The sequence below is a fragment of the Streptomyces sp. NPDC085481 genome (assembly GCF_044541845.1).
Classification (GTDB): Bacteria; Actinomycetota; Actinomycetes; order Streptomycetales; family Streptomycetaceae; genus Streptomyces.
In genome coordinates, this window is record NZ_JBITTJ010000002.1 from 101,349 (window position 1) to 116,226 (window position 14,878).

The following is a 14,878-nucleotide window of genomic DNA, read 5'->3' on the forward strand; positions in this document are numbered from 1 at the left end:
GCCGTCCATGAGCGATCTTGAGATACGGCCGGCGCGCCAGGACGACCTTCCCGCCATCGTCGCGATGCTCGCCGACGACCCCCTGGGCGCCCAGCGCGAGTCGCCCGACGACCTCGCGCCGTACGAGGCCGCCTTCGCTCGTCTCGCCCAGGACCCCCACCAGCATGTGGTCGTGGCCGAGCGAGCGGGCAAGGTCGTCGGCACCCTCCAGCTCACGATCGTTCCCGGGCTCTCGCGCCGGGGCACGACCCGCTCGATCATCGAGGGGGTCCGGATCCACGCCGACGAACGCGGCAGCGGACTGGGTACCCGGTTCATCGAGTGGGCCGTCGAGGAGTCCCGCGCCCAGGGTTGCGCGCTGGTGCAGCTGACCTCCGACGTCGCCCGCACCGACGCCCACCGGTTCTACGAGCGACTCGGCTTCGAGGCCTCACATGTGGGCTTCAAGCTGAGCCTGTGATCCGCAGCGTCTGCGATGCGGCGAGCCGGCGATCCGGGTTCTTGATCGCGCGGGCGCTGTTTCACGTGAAACAGCGCCCGTCCGGCTTCAGAGGCCGCGCCAGCCGGCCTCGTCCACGCCACCCGGCACCGCGTCGCCCTGCTCGTACGGCTCGCGCGTGAAGACGAAGGACCCGAGGTCGAGATGGCTCACGGTGCCGTCCGGGCGCCGCACCACGCGGAGCGTCTCCCCCTGGTAGTACCCGTCGAGGCCGATCCATCCGCCCTCGGGCAGCGCCCGGAAGGCCGCCCGGCGTCCGACACCCCGCAAGGGCTCCAGGGTCACCCCGCGCGCCGCCCCGACCCGCAGCCCGAAGGCGTAGGTCCCCCAGTACCAGGGACCCGTCAGCGCCAGGAGCTCCTGGTCGACCTCCGCCTCGGGAAGGGGGCGCCAGGGCTCCGGAACGCGCGGCTCGGCCTCCGCCACGATCCGCACGAGATCGGCGGCCACGAGCCCCACCAAGGGGCCCGAGGTGGCATTCGCGAGCGCCACCGCCGCGAGACCGTCCTCGACGCTCACCCAAAGAGTGGCGACGAAACCCGGCAACGAGCCCGTGTGGCCGATGAGCGTGCGACCGTCCTTGCGCACCAACTGAAGGCCCAGGCCGTAGCCCGACTCCGGATCAGCGGCCGCCGAGGGCGCCGCGGGGACCCTCATCTCCTCGACGGACGCGCGGGCGAGCACCCGGTCGTCACCCTGCGCCAGGAAGCCGGCGAACCGGCAGAGGTCACCGACGGTGGACCAGAGCTGCCCGGCCGGCGCCATCAGCCCCAGGTCCTCGGCGGGTTCGGGCATCATCACATCGGCCCACGGATGCACCGCCCAGCCACCGGCGTGCGGCGCAACAGGCTGGAGCGTCGTCCGCGTCATCCCCAGGGGCTCCAGGATCTCGGTGCGCAGCGCCTCCTCCCAGGAGACCCCGCGCACCGCCTCGACCAGCGAACCGAGCAGCGTGTAGCCCGGGTTGGAGTAGTGGTGCACCCGTCCGACGGGATGCACCATCGGCCGCTCCCCCAGCACGTCGGCCAGCTCCGGCCGCAGCGTCCCCGGCGTCCGCTCCCACCACGGCGACGGCGCCTCCGCACCGAGACCGGAGCTGTGACCCAGGAGCTGAGCAATCGTCACCTCGCCGACGCCGGTGCCCTGCAGATGCTTCTCCAGGGGGTCTTCGAGACCGAGCAGCCCCTCGTCCCTCAGCCGCATCACCAGCACCGCCGTGAACACCTTGGTGATCGAGCCGATCCGGTACTGCGTATCGGCGTCCGGGGCATGTCCGTCAACGCAGCTGCGCGCCCCGAACCAGACCGTCTCACCCTCGCGGACCACGCCGCCGACGAGCGAGGGCGCCCGGCCCTCGGTCTGCGCGACGGCGATCCGGTGCAGCAGGGCGCGCTCGGTACTGGGCAGCAGGGCTTGCAAGGAAGATGTCATGCGGTGATCATGCCGCGAGTCCCCGCCGTTCTCTCCTTCATTTCAGAACGGACCACGCCGGGGGGAGACGGTGTTCACGCGCACGTCCTGGGGCCCTGACTCCTCGGCCAGGGACTTCCCGAGCGAGGCGAGGACCGCCTTGGCCGCGCCGGTGACACGGACGGCACGGAGCGGGTCGAGGTCGAAGCCGCGGGGCAGCGAGCAGCGGGCACTCCGACGGAAGTCCCGCCTTCGATCAGGTCTGCGCCATGTCCACGAAGCGTGAGTAGTGGCCCTGGAAGGCCACGGTGATGGTCGCGGTCGGGCCGTTACGGTGCTTGCCGACGATGATGTCGGCCTCGCCCGCGCGGGGGGACTCCTTCTCGTACGCGTCCTCGCGGTGCAGCAGGATGACCATGTCCGCGTCCTGCTCGATCGAGCCGGATTCACGCAGGTCGGAGACCATCGGCTTCTTGTCCGTGCGCTGCTCGGGGCCACGGTTCAGCTGGGAGAGCGCGATGACCGGCAGCTCCAGCTCCTTGGCGAGCAGCTTCAGGTTTCGCGACATGTCGGAGACCTCCTGCTGGCGGCTCTCGGCGCGCTTGGAGCCGCCGGACTGCATCAGCTGGAGGTAGTCGATGATGACGAGCTTCAGGCCGGTGCGCTGCTTGAGCCGGCGGCACTTGGCGCGGATCTCCATCATCGACAGGTTCGGCGAGTCGTCGATGAAGAGCGGGGCCCCGGAGACGTCCGGCATCCGGCGGGCCAGCCGGGTCCAGTCCTCGTCGGTCATGGTGCCGGAGCGCATGTGGTGCAGCGCCACCCGGGCCTCGGCCGAGAGCAGACGCATCGCGATCTCGTTGCGGCCCATTTCGAGGGAGAAGATGACGCTGGGCAGGTTGTGCTTGATCGAGGCGGCCCGGGCGAAGTCCAGGGCGAGCGTCGACTTACCCATGGCGGGACGGGCCGCGATGATGATCATCTGGCCGGGGTGCAGACCGTTGGTGAGCGCGTCGAGGTCGGTGAAGCCCGTGGGCACACCGGTCATCTCACCGCTGCGGGAGCCGATCGCCTCGATCTCGTCGAGCGCGCCCTCCATGATGTCGCCCAGCGGCAGGTAGTCCTCGGTCGTGCGCTGCTCGGTGACCTGGTAGATCTCGGCCTGCGCCCGGTTGACGATCTCGTCGACGTCGCCGTCGGCCGCGTATCCCATCTGCGTGATCTTGGTGCCGGCCTCGACGAGGCGGCGCAGCACGGCGCGCTCGTGGACGATCTCCGCGTAGTACGAGGCGTTGGCGGCGGTCGGCACCGACTGGACCAGCGTGTGCAGATAGGAGGCGCCGCCGACGCGGGTGATCTCACCGCGCTTGGTGAGCTCGGCGCCGACCGTGATGGGGTCGGCGGGCTCGCCCTTCGCGTACAGGTCGAGGATCGCCGCGTAGACCGTCTCGTGGGCCGGCTTGTAGAAGTCGTGGCCCTTGATGATCTCCACGACATCGGCGATGGCGTCCTTGGAGAGCAGCATGCCGCCGAGGACGGACTGCTCGGCGTCCAGGTCCTGCGGGGGAACCCGCTCGAAGCCGGAGATGCCGGCGTCCCAGGAGCCCTCACTCCCTCGCTCGTGCTGGTCCTCACGACCGCGGCCGCGTCCCCGGGCCTCACCGCGGGTACGGGTAGGCAGCCGGTCGCCTGGTCCGCCGTCGGTCCAGGGATCGTCCATGGGCTCGGGAATGCTCACCAAGCCACCTCCTCCCGTCCGCTCCGCGGACCTAGCCGTGCCACTCTTTCTTACGCCACGGCTCGGACAAACAAGAGGCTTTGACTCCGCTTCTGGCGCGTCGGGCGCCGGACCACGGTAGGCCCGCGGGCACCGTCAGCCAATCTGGTTATCCACAGGGCCTGTGGGTGAACGCCCAGATGCTGTGGAGAACTCCCCAGAACCTGTGCACGGATCAGGGGACAGCCATGTGGACAAACTCATATCGGACTCGTTCAAGCCACTCTGACCTGCGGTTTTTCCGTCCACGGGCTGTGGGGGAGAAAAACTTTTCCACGGGAACCAAGATCAGAACAAACGGCGCACACGCGAAGACTCACCCACCGCCGAAGTAAGGGTCTCAATGTCATTGCGTCTCTTACCTGTGGAAGATTAGATTGACCCCATGCATCAGGCTCCCGCGACCCCCAAGGCCGTTCGTCGGCAACACGACCGCGAGATCGTCTCGCTCGCCGTTCCGGCCTTCGGCGCACTCGTCGCCGAGCCCCTGTTCCTGATCGCCGACAGCGCCATTGTCGGCCACCTCGGCACCCCCCAGCTCGCCGGACTCGCCATCGCCTCGACGCTGCTCTCCACCGCGGTCAGCGTCTTCGTCTTCCTCGCCTATGCCACGACCGCGGCCGTCGCCCGCCGCGTCGGCGCGGGCGATCTGCAGTCCGCCATCCGCCAGGGCATCGACGGCATCTGGCTCGCCCTGCTCCTCGGCGCCGCCGTGGTGGCGCTCACCCTGCCCACCGCGCCCTGGCTCATCGACGTCTTCGGCGCCTCAGACACGGCAGCGCCGTACGCCGTCACCTATCTGCGGATCTCCAGCCTCGGCATCCCCGCCATGCTCGTCGTCCTGGCGGCCACCGGCGTCCTGCGCGGCCTCCAGGACACCCGGACGCCGCTCTACGTCGCCATCGCCGGCTTCGTGGCCAACGCCGGGCTCAACCTCGGACTGGTCTACGGCGCCGGCCTCGGCATCGCCGGCTCCGCCTGGGGCACGGTCATCGCCCAGGTCGGCATGGCCGCCGCCTATCTCTACGTCGTCATCCGCGGCGCCCGACGGCACGGAGCCTCCCTGCGCCCCGACGCCGCCGGGATTCGGGCCAGCGCCCAGGCCGGCGCCCCGCTCCTCGTCCGTACGCTGTCACTGCGCGCGGTTCTGATGATCGCCACCGCCGTGGCCGCCCGGCTGGGCGATGCCGATGTCGCCGCCCACCAGATCATCCTGTCCCTGTGGAACCTGATGGCCTTCGCCCTCGACGCCATCGCCATCGCGGGCCAGGCCATCATCGGCCGCTATCTCGGCGCAGAGGACGCTGAAGGCGCCCGCCAGGTCTGCCGCCGCATGGTCCAGTGGGGCGTGGTCTCCGGGGCTGTGCTCGGACTGCTGCTCGTCCTCACCCGCCCGCTCTTCACTCCGCTCTTCACCAGCGACTCCGCAGTCCAGGACGCCCTGATGCCCACCCTCCTGGTCGTGGCGCTCTCCCAGCCGATCTCCGGGGTGGTCTTCGTCCTCGACGGCGTGCTCATGGGCGCGGGCGACGGCCCCTACCTCGCCTGGGCGATGCTCCTGACGCTGGCCGTCTTCGCTCCCGTCGCCCTCCTGGTGCCCGCACTCGGCGGCGGACTCACAGCTCTCTGGGGAGCGATGACGCTGATGATGACCGTTCGCATGGCGACGCTCTGGTTCCGCGTGCGCTCCGGCCGCTGGATCGTCACCGGCGCCACGCGCTGATGTTTCACGTGAAACGGCGGAAGGGCCGCACCCCGAGGGGTGCGGCCCTTCCTTACTGCTGAGCGGCTGCTGAGCGCAGACTGCCCGGCGGCAGCGTTACGCGGCGACGACCTCGACGCCGAGCTTCGCGGCAACCTCGGGGTGCAGACGCACGGACACCTGGTGCGAGCCCAGGGTCTTGATCGGCGAACCGAGCTCGACGCGACGCTTGTCGACGTCGGGGCCACCCGCGGACTTGATCGCCGCAGCGATGTCACCCGGGGTCACGGAGCCGAAGAGACGGCCGGCGTCGCCGGAGCGAACGGCCAGGCGCACCTTCGTGCCCTCGAGCTGGGCCTTGATCTCGTTGGCCTGCTCGATGGTCGCGATCTCGTGGATCTTGCGGGCGCGGCGGATCTGCGCCACGTCCTTCTCGCCACCCTTGGTCCAGCGGATCGCGAAACCACGCGGGACCAGGTAGTTGCGAGCGTAACCGTCCTTGACGTCGACGACGTCGCCAGCGGTGCCGAGGCCGGAGACCTCGTGGGTCAGGATGATCTTCATTTTTCGGTCACCCTTCCCTTATCGCGCGGTGGACGTGTAGGGCAGCAGCGCCATCTCACGGCTGTTCTTGACGGCCGTGGCGACGTCACGCTGGTGCTGCGTGCAGTTGCCGGTCACGCGACGGGCACGGATCTTGCCGCGGTCGGAAATGAACTTCCGCAGCATGTTCGTGTCCTTGTAGTCGACGTACGCGACCTTGTCCTTGCAGAACGCGCAGACCTTCTTCTTAGGCTTGCGCACAGGCGGCTTCGCCATGGTGTTTCTCCTGTGTGATCAAGAAGTTTGGGTGCGAGCTGCTTCGAGGGGAGTGCCCTAGAAGGGGGGCTCGTCCGAGTAGCCGCCGCCGGAGCTGTTACCACCCCAGCTACCGCCGCCCTGCTGGCCGCCGGAAGACGGGGCGCTGGAGGCCCAGGGGTCGTCGGAGGGAGCTCCGCCGCCCTGCTGGCCACCGCCGGAGTTGCCACCCCAGCTACCGCCGCCACCCTGCTGGCCACCGCCGCCGTATCCACCCTGGCCGCCGCGACCGGTGGTCTTGGTGACCTTGGCCGTGGCGTTCTTGAGACTGGGGCCGACTTCCTCGACGTCCAGCTCGTAGACCGTGCGCTTGACGCCCTCGCGGTCCTCGTAGGACCGCTGCTTCAGCCGGCCCTGCACGACGACGCGCATGCCTCGCTGGAGCGACTCGGCGACGTTCTCCGCCGCCTGACGCCAGACCGAGCAGGTCAGGAACAGGCTCTCGCCGTCCTTCCACTCGTTGGTCTGACGGTCGAAGGTGCGGGGAGTGGACGCGATACGGAACTTCGCGACCGCCGCACCGGACGGGGTGAAGCGCAGCTCGGGGTCGTCGACAAGATTGCCGACGACCGTGATGACGGTCTCGCCTGCCATGGGTGAACCTCTCGGCGGGATTGCTTCTGGCTGCTTACTGCTACTCGAAACCCGATGACCTCTGAGCTAGATGCTCAGTGGGTCTCGGGACGGAGGACCTTGGTCCGGAGGACCGACTCGTTCAGGTTCATCTGTCGGTCGAGCTCCTTGACGACCGCAGGCTCGGCCTGCAGGTCGATGACCGAGTAGATGCCCTCGGGCTTCTTCTTGATCTCGTAGGCGAGACGACGACGGCCCCAGGTGTCGACCTTCTCGACCTTTCCGTTGCCCTCACGGACGACAGAAAGGAAGTTCTCGATCAGCGGGGAGACAGCGCGCTCCTCGAGATCGGGGTCGAGGATGACCATCACCTCGTAGTGACGCATGTGGAACCCACCTCCTTTGGACTCAGCGGCCACGGTCGTTCCGTGGCAGGAGGGTCGTGATGCGTAAGCAACGGTATCCGCCACCACTGACAGTGGACTGGGCAGAGACCGGTGCAGACCGTACAGAGTACCCGGTCACCCGCTTGCGGTTGAAATCCGGCGGTGAGGGGACGCAATCTGTACACATCGGATGTGGGCGGCGCCACAATGCGCCGCCTTCCGGCTGGCACGCCAGGAGGTGCCCCATGGCACAGGCAATGCGACCCGACCCCGGACACTCCCTCTTCGCGACGGACGGCAAACCACACCCGCTCCAGGACACCCTGATGGGAGTGACGCTCTTCCTGGGCGTCCTCTCCTTCATCACCGCGCAGTTCCACAGCCTGCACGCGCTGGCGTCCTGGGCCGGACTGATCGGCATCGTGGCCGGTGCCTACGGACAGTTCATCTCCGTCACCACCAGGGAACGCTTCGTCCTCATCGTCGGCCTCGGCGCCTCGGCCGTGGGCTTCTATCTCGGCATGTTCTACGGGGGCCTCACCTGAGGCGAAGGGTCGGCCGCCCGGCCGAGGGACACACGTCCCATCGGGGGCGCTCCCCGGTCGCAGTAGGCTTCGGCGCGAGAGCCGGAGCCCCTGAACCGATGGGGACACACCTGCCGAGGAGCGCCCCGCATGAGCCTGACCCTGAGGACCATCAGCCGTGAGCAGCATCTGGCATTCATCCAGAGCCAGCCCTCGGCGAGCCACTGCCAGGTCCCGGCGTGGGCGGATGTGAAGACCGAGTGGCGCTCGGAGAACCTCGGCTGGTTCGACAAGGCCGGCGAGCTCGTCGGCGCCGGCCTGGTGCTCTACCGCCAACTCCCCAAGATCAAGCGCTACCTGGCCTATCTCCCCGAGGGCCCGGTCATCAACTGGTACGCCCCGAACCTCGACGACTGGCTGCAGCCGATGCTCGCGCACCTCAAGCAGCAGGGCGCCTTCTCGGTGAAGATGGGCCCGCCGGTCGTCATCCGCCGCTGGGACGCGGCCGCCATCAAGTCCGGCATCCAGGACCCGGACGTCAAGCGCCTGCGGGACGTCGAGGCCACCCACATCGAGCCGCGCGCCTTCGAAGTCGCCGACCGGCTGCGCAAGATGGGCTGGCAGCAGGGCGAGGACGGCGGCGCCGGCTTCGGCGACGTACAGCCCCGCTACGTCTTCCAGGTCCCGCTCGCCAACCGCTCGCTCGACGATGTCCTCAAGGGCTTCAACCAGCTGTGGCGCCGCAACATCAAGAAGGCCGAGAAGGCCGGCGTCGAGGTCGTCCAGGGCGGCTACGAGGACCTGGCCGAGTGGCAGCGGCTGTACGAGATCACGGCCGTCCGCGACCACTTCCGCCCGCGCCCGCTCTCGTACTTCCAGCGCATGTGGACCGTCCTCAACAACGAGGACCCCAACCGCATGCGGCTGTACTTCGCCCGGCACGACGGCGTGAACCTGTCCGCCGCGACCATGCTCGTCGTGGGCGGCCACGTCTGGTACTCCTACGGCGCCTCCGACAACATCGGCCGCGAGGTCCGGCCCTCGAACGCGATGCAGTGGCGGATGCTGCGCGACGCGTACGCGATGGGCGCGACCGTCTACGACCTGCGGGGCATCTCCGACTCGCTGGACGAGACCGATCACCTCTTCGGTCTGATCCAGTTCAAGGTCGGCACGGGCGGCGAGGCGGTGGAGTACGTCGGCGAGTGGGACTTCCCGCTCAACAAGCTCCTGCACAAGGCCCTGGACATCTACATGTCGCGTCGCTGACGACGCGACCGAGGCTTGCGTAGTCTCGTACACACCTTTGATACACCGCAGCCACCAGAAAGGTTCCGGGCCGGCCATGGCGCTCTCCCTCTACGTCGACACCGCGCGCTGGCGGGCGCACCAGAAGACCGTGATCGACCAGTTCCCCGGTCTGATCCCGGTCTGCAAGGGCAACGGCTACGGCTTCGGCCACGAGCGGCTGGCCGACGAGGCCGCCCGGTTCGGCGCCGACATGCTCGCGGTGGGCACGACATACGAGGCGGCGAAGATCAAGGACTGGTTCAGCGGCGACCTGCTGGTCCTCACCCCGTTCCGGCGGGGCGAGGAGCCGGTGCCGCTGCCGGACCGGGTGATCCGCTCCGTCTCCTCCGTGGACGGCGTACACGCCCTCGTGGGGGCCCGCGTGGTCATCGAGTGCATGAGCTCGATGAAGCGCCACGGCGTCCGCGAGGAGGAGCTCGGCCGACTGCACGCCGCCATCGAGGACGTACGCCTGGAGGGCTTCGCCCTGCACCTGCCCCTGGACCGGCCGGACGGCACCGACGCGGTCGAGGAGGTCATCGCCTGGATGGACCGGCTGCGGGCCGCCCGGCTGCCGCTGCACACCATGTTCGTCAGCCACCTGCGCGCCGAGGAGCAGGCCAGGCTCCAGCAGCAGTTCCCGCAGACCCGCTTCCGCGCCCGGATCGGCACCCGGCTGTGGCTGGGCGACCACGAGGCCACTGAGTACCGCGGCTCGGTCCTCGACGTCACCCGCGTCGCCAAGGGGGACCGTTTCGGCTACCGCCAGCAGAAGGCCGCGTCCGACGGCTGGCTCGTGGTGGTCGCCGGCGGCACCTCGCACGGCGTGGGCCTCGAGGCCCCCAAGGCGATGCACGGCGTGATGCCGCGCGCCAAGGGCGTGGCCCGCGCCGGTCTCGCGACCGTCAACCGGAACCTCTCCCCGTTCGTCTGGGCCGGCAAGCAGCGCTGGTTTGCCGAGCCGCCGCACATGCAGGTGTCGATCCTGTTCGTACCCGCCGACGCCCAGGAGCCTCAGGTCGGCGACGAGCTGGTCGCCCACCTGCGCCACACCACCACCCAGTTCGACCGGATCGTCGAGCGCTGAGCCGCCCGAGACGAGCGGCCCCCGGGGGAGTCCCCCAGGGGCCGCTCGTCGCTTCCCGGGCTCACTCCCGAGGAGCCGCCCAAGGGTTGCTCCCGGGAGCCGCCCAGGGGTCGTTCCCTGGGGCCGCCGCCCGGGGACCGCTCCCCGGAACGCCCCAGTCCACTCGGGGGCCCTCCACGGCCGGAGCCGCGTGCCGCGCGGGATGCGCCGCCCTGCCCAGGACGAAGACGTCCTCGGCGCCGTCCAGGACGCCTCCCGAGGGGTCGTCCGAGCCGTCCTGCCGCACCCGGTCCCGGTCGGGCACCAGGATGTCGCGGACGATCAGGGCGCACAGATAGAGCGTGCCGAGGACGTGCAGGACGATCGCGAACTGGTAGCCGTCGGTCGGCAGCCCCTGCTTGTTCCCGCTGCTCGTGTAGGCCAGGTAAAACCAGATGGCGAGGAAGTACATGACCTCGCACGCCTGCCACACCAGGAAGTCCCGCCAGCGCGGCCGGGCGAGCGCGGCCAGCGGAATCAGCCACAGGACGTACTGCGGCGAGTAGACCTTGTTGGTGAGCACGAACGCGGCCACGATCAGGAAGGCCAGCTGGGCCAGGCGCGGCCTGCGGGGCGCGGTGAACGCCAGGTACGTGAGGCCCGCGGCCGCCAGGAGCATCAGGAACAGCGCCCAGATGTTGGCGGTCGCCGGCGGGATCTGCCCGCCGGTGGTCTGGCTGAGGAACAGCCAGACCGACCCGAAGTCGACGTTCCGCTCGGTGCTGAAGACGTAGAACTGCTTCCAGCCCTCCGGCGCGAGGAGCATCACCGGCAGGTTCACCACCAGCCACGCGCCGGCCCCGCCGAGCACCGCCGTACCGAACTCACGCCATTTCCCGGCCCGCCAGCACAGCAGGAACAGGGGCAGGAGCAGCAGCACCGGATAGAACTTGGCGGCCGTGGCGAGCCCCAGCAGGACGCCCGAGCCGAGCGTGCGGCCCCGCGACCACATCAGCAGCGACGCGGCCGCCAGGGTGACGGCCAGCAGGTCCCAGTTGATGGTGGCGGTGAGCAGGAAGGCCGGCGCCAGCGCGACGAGCAGGGCGTCCCAGGGGCGCCTGCGGTGGGTCTTGGCCACGCAGACCGCGAGGACGGCGGTGCACACCATCAGCAGACCCGCGTTGACCATCCAGTACGTCTGCTCGCGCTCCGGCAGGGTGCCGCCGCCGGGCGTGAGCCAGGCCGCGACCTCCATGAACAGCCCGGTCAGGACGGGGTACTCCAGGAACGGTATGTCGCCACCGATCCGGTCGAAGTAGGGCACCAGCCCGTCCGCGAAGCCGCGTCCCGCGAAGAGGTGCGGGATGTCGGAATAGCAGGCGTGGGTGTACTGGGAGGTGGAGCCCCGGAACCAGGCCCAGTTGTAACAGGGCAGCTTCTGCACCATGCCGAGCGCGAACATGCCGATGGCCACCAAGGCGATGACGCGCACAGGGGTGAGCTGCCCGGCGCCGAGCAGCGCCCGGCGGCCGACCGGTCCGCCGATCAGTGCGCTGCCCGCGGCGGCCACGTCGTCGGTGCGCGTGGGGCAGACCACCGCCGGTTGCTGCGGAGGGCTCGACTTCTGGAGGCTCGGCATGGGGGACATCCTGCCGTACCGGCCTGGGAAAACGGTGAGGGCCACCGCACTCGTTCCGTACGCGGGGTACGGAGCGGGCGCGGCGGCCCTCGGGTCACTCGGTGGCGGCCGGCCGGGCGGGTCGGCCGCCGGGGCCTTGGCGGGTCAGCCGCCCAGGTTTCCCCAGGTGCTGCCGCCGGCGGGCTTTCCTGCGCCGCCGGCCGGGTCGGTGGTGGCGGTGCCGGTCGGGGTCGGCGGAGGTGACGTGGTGGACCCTCCGCTGGCGCCGCCGTTGTCGGTGCCCTTGCTGGTGCCGCCGTTCTGGTCGTCGCACGGCCAGTCCCACACGCTGCAGGTCTTGCCCGGGTCGGCCGTCTTGGTCGGCTTCGTGGTGGGCGTCTGCGTGGAGGGGGTCATGGACGGCGTCTGCGACGGGGTCTCCGTCGGCGTCGGCGTCGGGCTCACGGCGCCGCCGCCGAAGACCGCCTCGGCGTCCAGGTCCTCGGGCTCCGGGAAGTCCACCGGCTCGGTGCCGTCCAGCGCGTCGGTCATGTAGTCGTGCCAGATCTGCGACGGGAACGACGAACCGTGGATCTTCGGCTGGGCACCCGTACCGAACATGGACTCGAACTTACGGTCCTTGAGCGTCTCGTCGTCGGCGAAGCGGTACATGTCGATGGCGGTCGACAGCTGCGGGGTGTAGCCCACGAACCAGGCCGAGTTGTTGCCGTCGGTCGTACCCGTCTTGCCGGCCGCCTCGCGGTCGTCGAGCGCGGCCTTCTTACCGGTGCCCTTCTTGACGACGTCCTTGAGCACGTCGGTGACGTTGCTGGCGACGGCCGTGGAGAACGCGCGCTTGGGCGCGGCCTCGTGCTGGTAGATGACCTGGCCCCGCTGGACGACCTTGGTGACCGAGTAGGGGTCGTTGCGCTCGCCGTTGTTCGCGAAGGTCGCGTAGGCGCCGGCCATGCGGATCGCGCTCGGGGAGGAGATACCGAGGGAGAACGAGGGCACGTTGGCCTTGATCAGCGACGATTCGAGCAGACCGGCGTCGACGGCCGACTGGCGGACCTGGTCGATGCCCACGTCCATGCCGAGCTGCACGTACGGCGAGTTCGCGGACTTCTGCATCGCTTCGCGCAGCGTCATGTTCTTGTAGCTGGCGCCGTCGTCATTGGTCTGGAGCCACTCGTTGCCGTTCTCGTCGTGCCAGATCGTGCCGTCGTAGTTCTTGATCCTCAGCTTGTTCTGGCCGTTGTAGATGCTCTTGTCGGGATCGACGATCCTGCGCGTGGAGGCGTCCTGCGTCGGGCCCATCTTCCTGTCCCGCACACCGTCGCGCATCGCGGCGGCGAGCACGAAGGGCTTGAAGGTCGATCCGACCTGGGCACCGGTCTGGTCGGCGTTGTTGGTGAAGTGCTTGGTGGCGTCGGCGCCACCGTAGATCGCCTTGATCGCGCCCGTCTTCGGGTCGATCGAGGCGCCGCCGAACTGGACGTGGGTGTCGGTCCTGGGACGCTTCTCCGGCTTGATGTGCTCGTCGTAGACGTTCTTGACGGCCTTCTCGAGCGCGCTGACCTTCTTCTTGTCGAAGGTTGTGTGGATCTCGTAGCCGCCCTGGGCGAGCTTCTGCGCGTCGACGTTCCGGTCGTTCTTGTTGAGGAAGTTCGCCTCGGCCGTCCGCACCAGATAGCCGACCTGGCCGCCCAGCTGCGCGCCCGGCGTCCGCTTCTTCACCTCGGGGAACTGGGTGTACTTCGCCCGCTCGGCAGCCGGCAGCTTCCCGTCCTTGGCCATCTCGTCGAGGATCCACTTCCAGCGTTCCTCGGCGCGCTTGCGGTTCGCCTCCGCCGTGGCCGCCGGGTCGATCTCGGGATAGCCCGCCGGGTCGTAGTAGGTGGCGCCCTTGAGCAGCGAGGCCAGGAAGGCGGACTCGCTGGCGTTGAGCTCCCTCGCGTTCTTGCCGAAGTACGTACGGGCAGCGGCCTGGATGCCGTAGGCGCCGCGTCCGTAGTACGAGGTGTTGAGGTAGCCGGCCATGATGTCGCGCTTGTCCAGCTCGTTGCCGACCCGGATGGAGATGAAGAGCTCCTGCACCTTGCGGGTCAGCGTCTGCGACTGGTCGTTCAGCCGGTTGTTCTTGACGTACTGCTGAGTGATGGTCGAGCCACCCTGGGTCTCGCCACCCTTGGCCATGTTCCACACGGCCCGGCCGATGCCCATGGGGTCGATGCCCGAGTCCGTCCAGAAGGTCTTGTTCTCGGCCGACACCACCGCGTTCTGCATGGCGAGCGGGATCTGCTCGATCCCGATGATCTGCCGGTTGACCTCACCACCGGTCGCGGCCATCACCGTGCCGTCGGACCAGTAGTAGACGTTGTTCTGCGCCTTGGCGCTCAGGTCCTCGTTCGGGATGCCCACCATGGCGTACCCGATCGTCGCCGCACCCAGGAGGCCGCCGATGAACGTCAGGAACAGGCCCGTCGTGAGCTTCCACGAGGGCATCCAGCGCCGCCAGCCGTACTTCCCGTACCGCGGGTAGTCGATGATCTTCTTCTTGCCGGGCGGGCGCCCACCGCGGCCGCGTCCGGGACCGCCGCCGTTGCCTCCGCCTCCGCCGCGCCTGCCGCCGCCGCCAGGGCCGCCGGGGCCACCAGGGCCACCGCTCTCGGGCGCGCGCCTGCGGCCGCCCCGCTGAGCGGCCCGCCGGGCTTCGGCACGCCCCCCGTAGGGGCGCTGCTCCTCCCCATAGGCTGACGGCTGTCCGTAGGAGTCCGAAGGCGACCCCGTACTGACATCACGGCCGTGAGCCGACCTGCGGCCCATCGGCTGCTGGGCGGCGCGCCGGGCCGCAGCACGACCGCCACTCGGCGGCTGCTGCTGCGGCATTTTGCGACGATGCTCGCTCATCGAACGACTACTCCTCGGGCAGGCGCGTACGCCTGGAAGCGGCAGTTGAGTTCCGGTCCCCCCGAAATGCACACGGCCGGACCTCGGAAAAGGCCCTTCCGTGCCGCAGCCGGTCACCCGCTTCACTGACGCTTAGCGGCATCTCTCGGTTCCCGGTGGTCTGCATGCCGCACAGACTACGCACGGTCAAAACCTGCCTAGGGCCGAACTTCACCCCAAATCCGGCAAGTCGATCCCTGTGAATTGACGATGTGACGCCGGTCAC

13 protein-coding genes are annotated in these 14,878 nt (G+C 69.2%); 5 read left to right on the forward strand and 8 right to left on the reverse strand.

Going from position 1 to position 14,878, the window contains the following annotated elements; genetic code table 11:
• The first annotated feature begins 7 nt into the window (after positions 1 to 7).
• Positions 8 to 460 (forward strand): GNAT family N-acetyltransferase, encoded by a 453-nt coding sequence (locus ACIGEZ_RS06320; RefSeq protein ID WP_399826482.1) that lies wholly within the window; start codon positions 8 to 10, stop codon positions 458 to 460.
• A gap of 87 nt (positions 461 to 547) precedes the next feature.
• Here ACIGEZ_RS06320 and ACIGEZ_RS06325 read toward each other — a convergent pair whose 3' ends face one another.
• Both ACIGEZ_RS06325 and dnaB read right to left on the reverse strand, forming a co-directional pair.
• Positions 548 to 1,930: a serine hydrolase domain-containing protein gene (locus ACIGEZ_RS06325; RefSeq protein WP_399826484.1), complete on the reverse strand. Its 1,383-nt coding sequence runs from the start codon at positions 1,928 to 1,930 to the stop codon at positions 548 to 550.
• A gap of 235 nt (positions 1,931 to 2,165) precedes the next feature.
• The gene (gene dnaB / locus ACIGEZ_RS06330) at positions 2,166 to 3,629 is read right to left on the reverse strand and encodes a replicative DNA helicase (protein ID WP_399827567.1); all 1,464 of its coding nucleotides are present in this window, start codon (positions 3,627 to 3,629) and stop codon (positions 2,166 to 2,168) included.
• 442 nt (positions 3,630 to 4,071) lie between these two features.
• Between dnaB and ACIGEZ_RS06335 the strand changes: the two genes are divergently transcribed.
• Positions 4,072 to 5,409: an MATE family efflux transporter gene (locus ACIGEZ_RS06335; RefSeq protein ID WP_399826486.1), complete on the forward strand. Its 1,338-nt coding sequence runs from the start codon at positions 4,072 to 4,074 to the stop codon at positions 5,407 to 5,409.
• 96 nt (positions 5,410 to 5,505) lie between these two features.
• On the opposite strand, the gene rplI is transcribed toward ACIGEZ_RS06335, so the two are convergent.
• The 4 genes from rplI to rpsF form a co-directional block, all read right to left on the reverse strand.
• Positions 5,506 to 5,952 (reverse strand): 50S ribosomal protein L9, encoded by a 447-nt coding sequence (gene rplI, locus ACIGEZ_RS06340; RefSeq protein WP_399826488.1) that lies wholly within the window; start codon positions 5,950 to 5,952, stop codon positions 5,506 to 5,508.
• Between the two features lie 18 nt (positions 5,953 to 5,970).
• The gene (gene rpsR / locus ACIGEZ_RS06345; protein ID WP_128983236.1) at positions 5,971 to 6,207 is read right to left on the reverse strand and encodes a 30S ribosomal protein S18; all 237 of its coding nucleotides are present in this window, start codon (positions 6,205 to 6,207) and stop codon (positions 5,971 to 5,973) included.
• Positions 6,208 to 6,264: 57 nt separating this feature from the next.
• The gene (locus tag ACIGEZ_RS06350) at positions 6,265 to 6,840 is read right to left on the reverse strand and encodes a single-stranded DNA-binding protein (protein ID WP_399826490.1); all 576 of its coding nucleotides are present in this window, start codon (positions 6,838 to 6,840) and stop codon (positions 6,265 to 6,267) included.
• Between the two features lie 74 nt (positions 6,841 to 6,914).
• A complete protein-coding gene (gene rpsF, locus ACIGEZ_RS06355) occupies positions 6,915 to 7,205 on the reverse strand; it encodes a 30S ribosomal protein S6 (protein WP_004950685.1) in 291 nt (96 codons plus the stop codon).
• A gap of 245 nt (positions 7,206 to 7,450) precedes the next feature.
• On the opposite strand from rpsF, the gene ACIGEZ_RS06360 reads away from it, so the two are divergent.
• The 3 genes from ACIGEZ_RS06360 to ACIGEZ_RS06370 all read left to right on the forward strand — a co-directional run bounded on the left by ACIGEZ_RS06360 (position 7,451) and on the right by ACIGEZ_RS06370 (position 10,106).
• Entirely contained in the window at positions 7,451 to 7,750 is a 300-nt protein-coding gene (locus ACIGEZ_RS06360; RefSeq protein ID WP_399826492.1) for a hypothetical protein, read from the forward strand.
• A gap of 129 nt (positions 7,751 to 7,879) precedes the next feature.
• Positions 7,880 to 8,998 (forward strand): lipid II:glycine glycyltransferase FemX, encoded by a 1,119-nt coding sequence (locus tag ACIGEZ_RS06365; RefSeq protein ID WP_399826494.1) that lies wholly within the window; start codon positions 7,880 to 7,882, stop codon positions 8,996 to 8,998.
• A 76-nt stretch (positions 8,999 to 9,074) separates the two neighbouring features.
• Positions 9,075 to 10,106, forward strand: a complete 1,032-nt coding sequence (locus ACIGEZ_RS06370; protein WP_399826496.1) for an alanine racemase — start codon at positions 9,075 to 9,077, stop codon at positions 10,104 to 10,106.
• A gap of 61 nt (positions 10,107 to 10,167) precedes the next feature.
• Here ACIGEZ_RS06370 and ACIGEZ_RS06375 read toward each other — a convergent pair whose 3' ends face one another.
• Together ACIGEZ_RS06375 and ACIGEZ_RS06380 are read right to left on the reverse strand one after the other, a co-directional pair.
• A complete protein-coding gene (locus ACIGEZ_RS06375; protein WP_399826499.1) occupies positions 10,168 to 11,724 on the reverse strand; it encodes a glycosyltransferase family 87 protein in 1,557 nt (518 codons plus the stop codon).
• Between the two features lie 144 nt (positions 11,725 to 11,868).
• Complete coding sequence (locus tag ACIGEZ_RS06380; RefSeq protein ID WP_399826501.1) at positions 11,869 to 14,613, reverse strand: transglycosylase domain-containing protein; 2,745 nt, start codon at positions 14,611 to 14,613, stop codon at positions 11,869 to 11,871.
• Between the last annotated feature and the right edge of the window lie 265 nt (positions 14,614 to 14,878).

Bases quoted from the DNA above. Each gene is read 5' to 3' on its own strand.
- ACIGEZ_RS06380 (WP_399826501.1), bottom strand. From the start codon at position 14,613: ATGAGCGAGCATCGTCGCAAAATGCCGCAGCAGCAGCCGCCGAGTGGC.
- ACIGEZ_RS06370 (WP_399826496.1), top strand. From the start codon at position 9,075: ATGGCGCTCTCCCTCTACGTCGACACCGCGCGCTGGCGGGCGCACCAG.
- ACIGEZ_RS06365 (WP_399826494.1), top strand. From the start codon at position 7,880: ATGAGCCTGACCCTGAGGACCATCAGCCGTGAGCAGCATCTGGCATTC.
- ACIGEZ_RS06360 (WP_399826492.1), top strand. From the start codon at position 7,451: ATGGCACAGGCAATGCGACCCGACCCCGGACACTCCCTCTTCGCGACG.
- rpsF (WP_004950685.1), bottom strand. From the start codon at position 7,205: ATGCGTCACTACGAGGTGATGGTCATCCTCGACCCCGATCTCGAGGAG.
- rplI (WP_399826488.1), bottom strand. From the start codon at position 5,952: ATGAAGATCATCCTGACCCACGAGGTCTCCGGCCTCGGCACCGCTGGC.
- ACIGEZ_RS06335 (WP_399826486.1), top strand. From the start codon at position 4,072: ATGCATCAGGCTCCCGCGACCCCCAAGGCCGTTCGTCGGCAACACGAC.
- ACIGEZ_RS06320 (WP_399826482.1), top strand. From the start codon at position 8: ATGAGCGATCTTGAGATACGGCCGGCGCGCCAGGACGACCTTCCCGCC.
- ACIGEZ_RS06325 (WP_399826484.1), bottom strand. From the start codon at position 1,930: ATGACATCTTCCTTGCAAGCCCTGCTGCCCAGTACCGAGCGCGCCCTG.
- dnaB (WP_399827567.1), bottom strand. From the start codon at position 3,629: ATGGACGATCCCTGGACCGACGGCGGACCAGGCGACCGGCTGCCTACC.
- ACIGEZ_RS06350 (WP_399826490.1), bottom strand. From the start codon at position 6,840: ATGGCAGGCGAGACCGTCATCACGGTCGTCGGCAATCTTGTCGACGAC.
- rpsR (WP_128983236.1), bottom strand. From the start codon at position 6,207: ATGGCGAAGCCGCCTGTGCGCAAGCCTAAGAAGAAGGTCTGCGCGTTC.
- ACIGEZ_RS06375 (WP_399826499.1), bottom strand. From the start codon at position 11,724: ATGCCGAGCCTCCAGAAGTCGAGCCCTCCGCAGCAACCGGCGGTGGTC.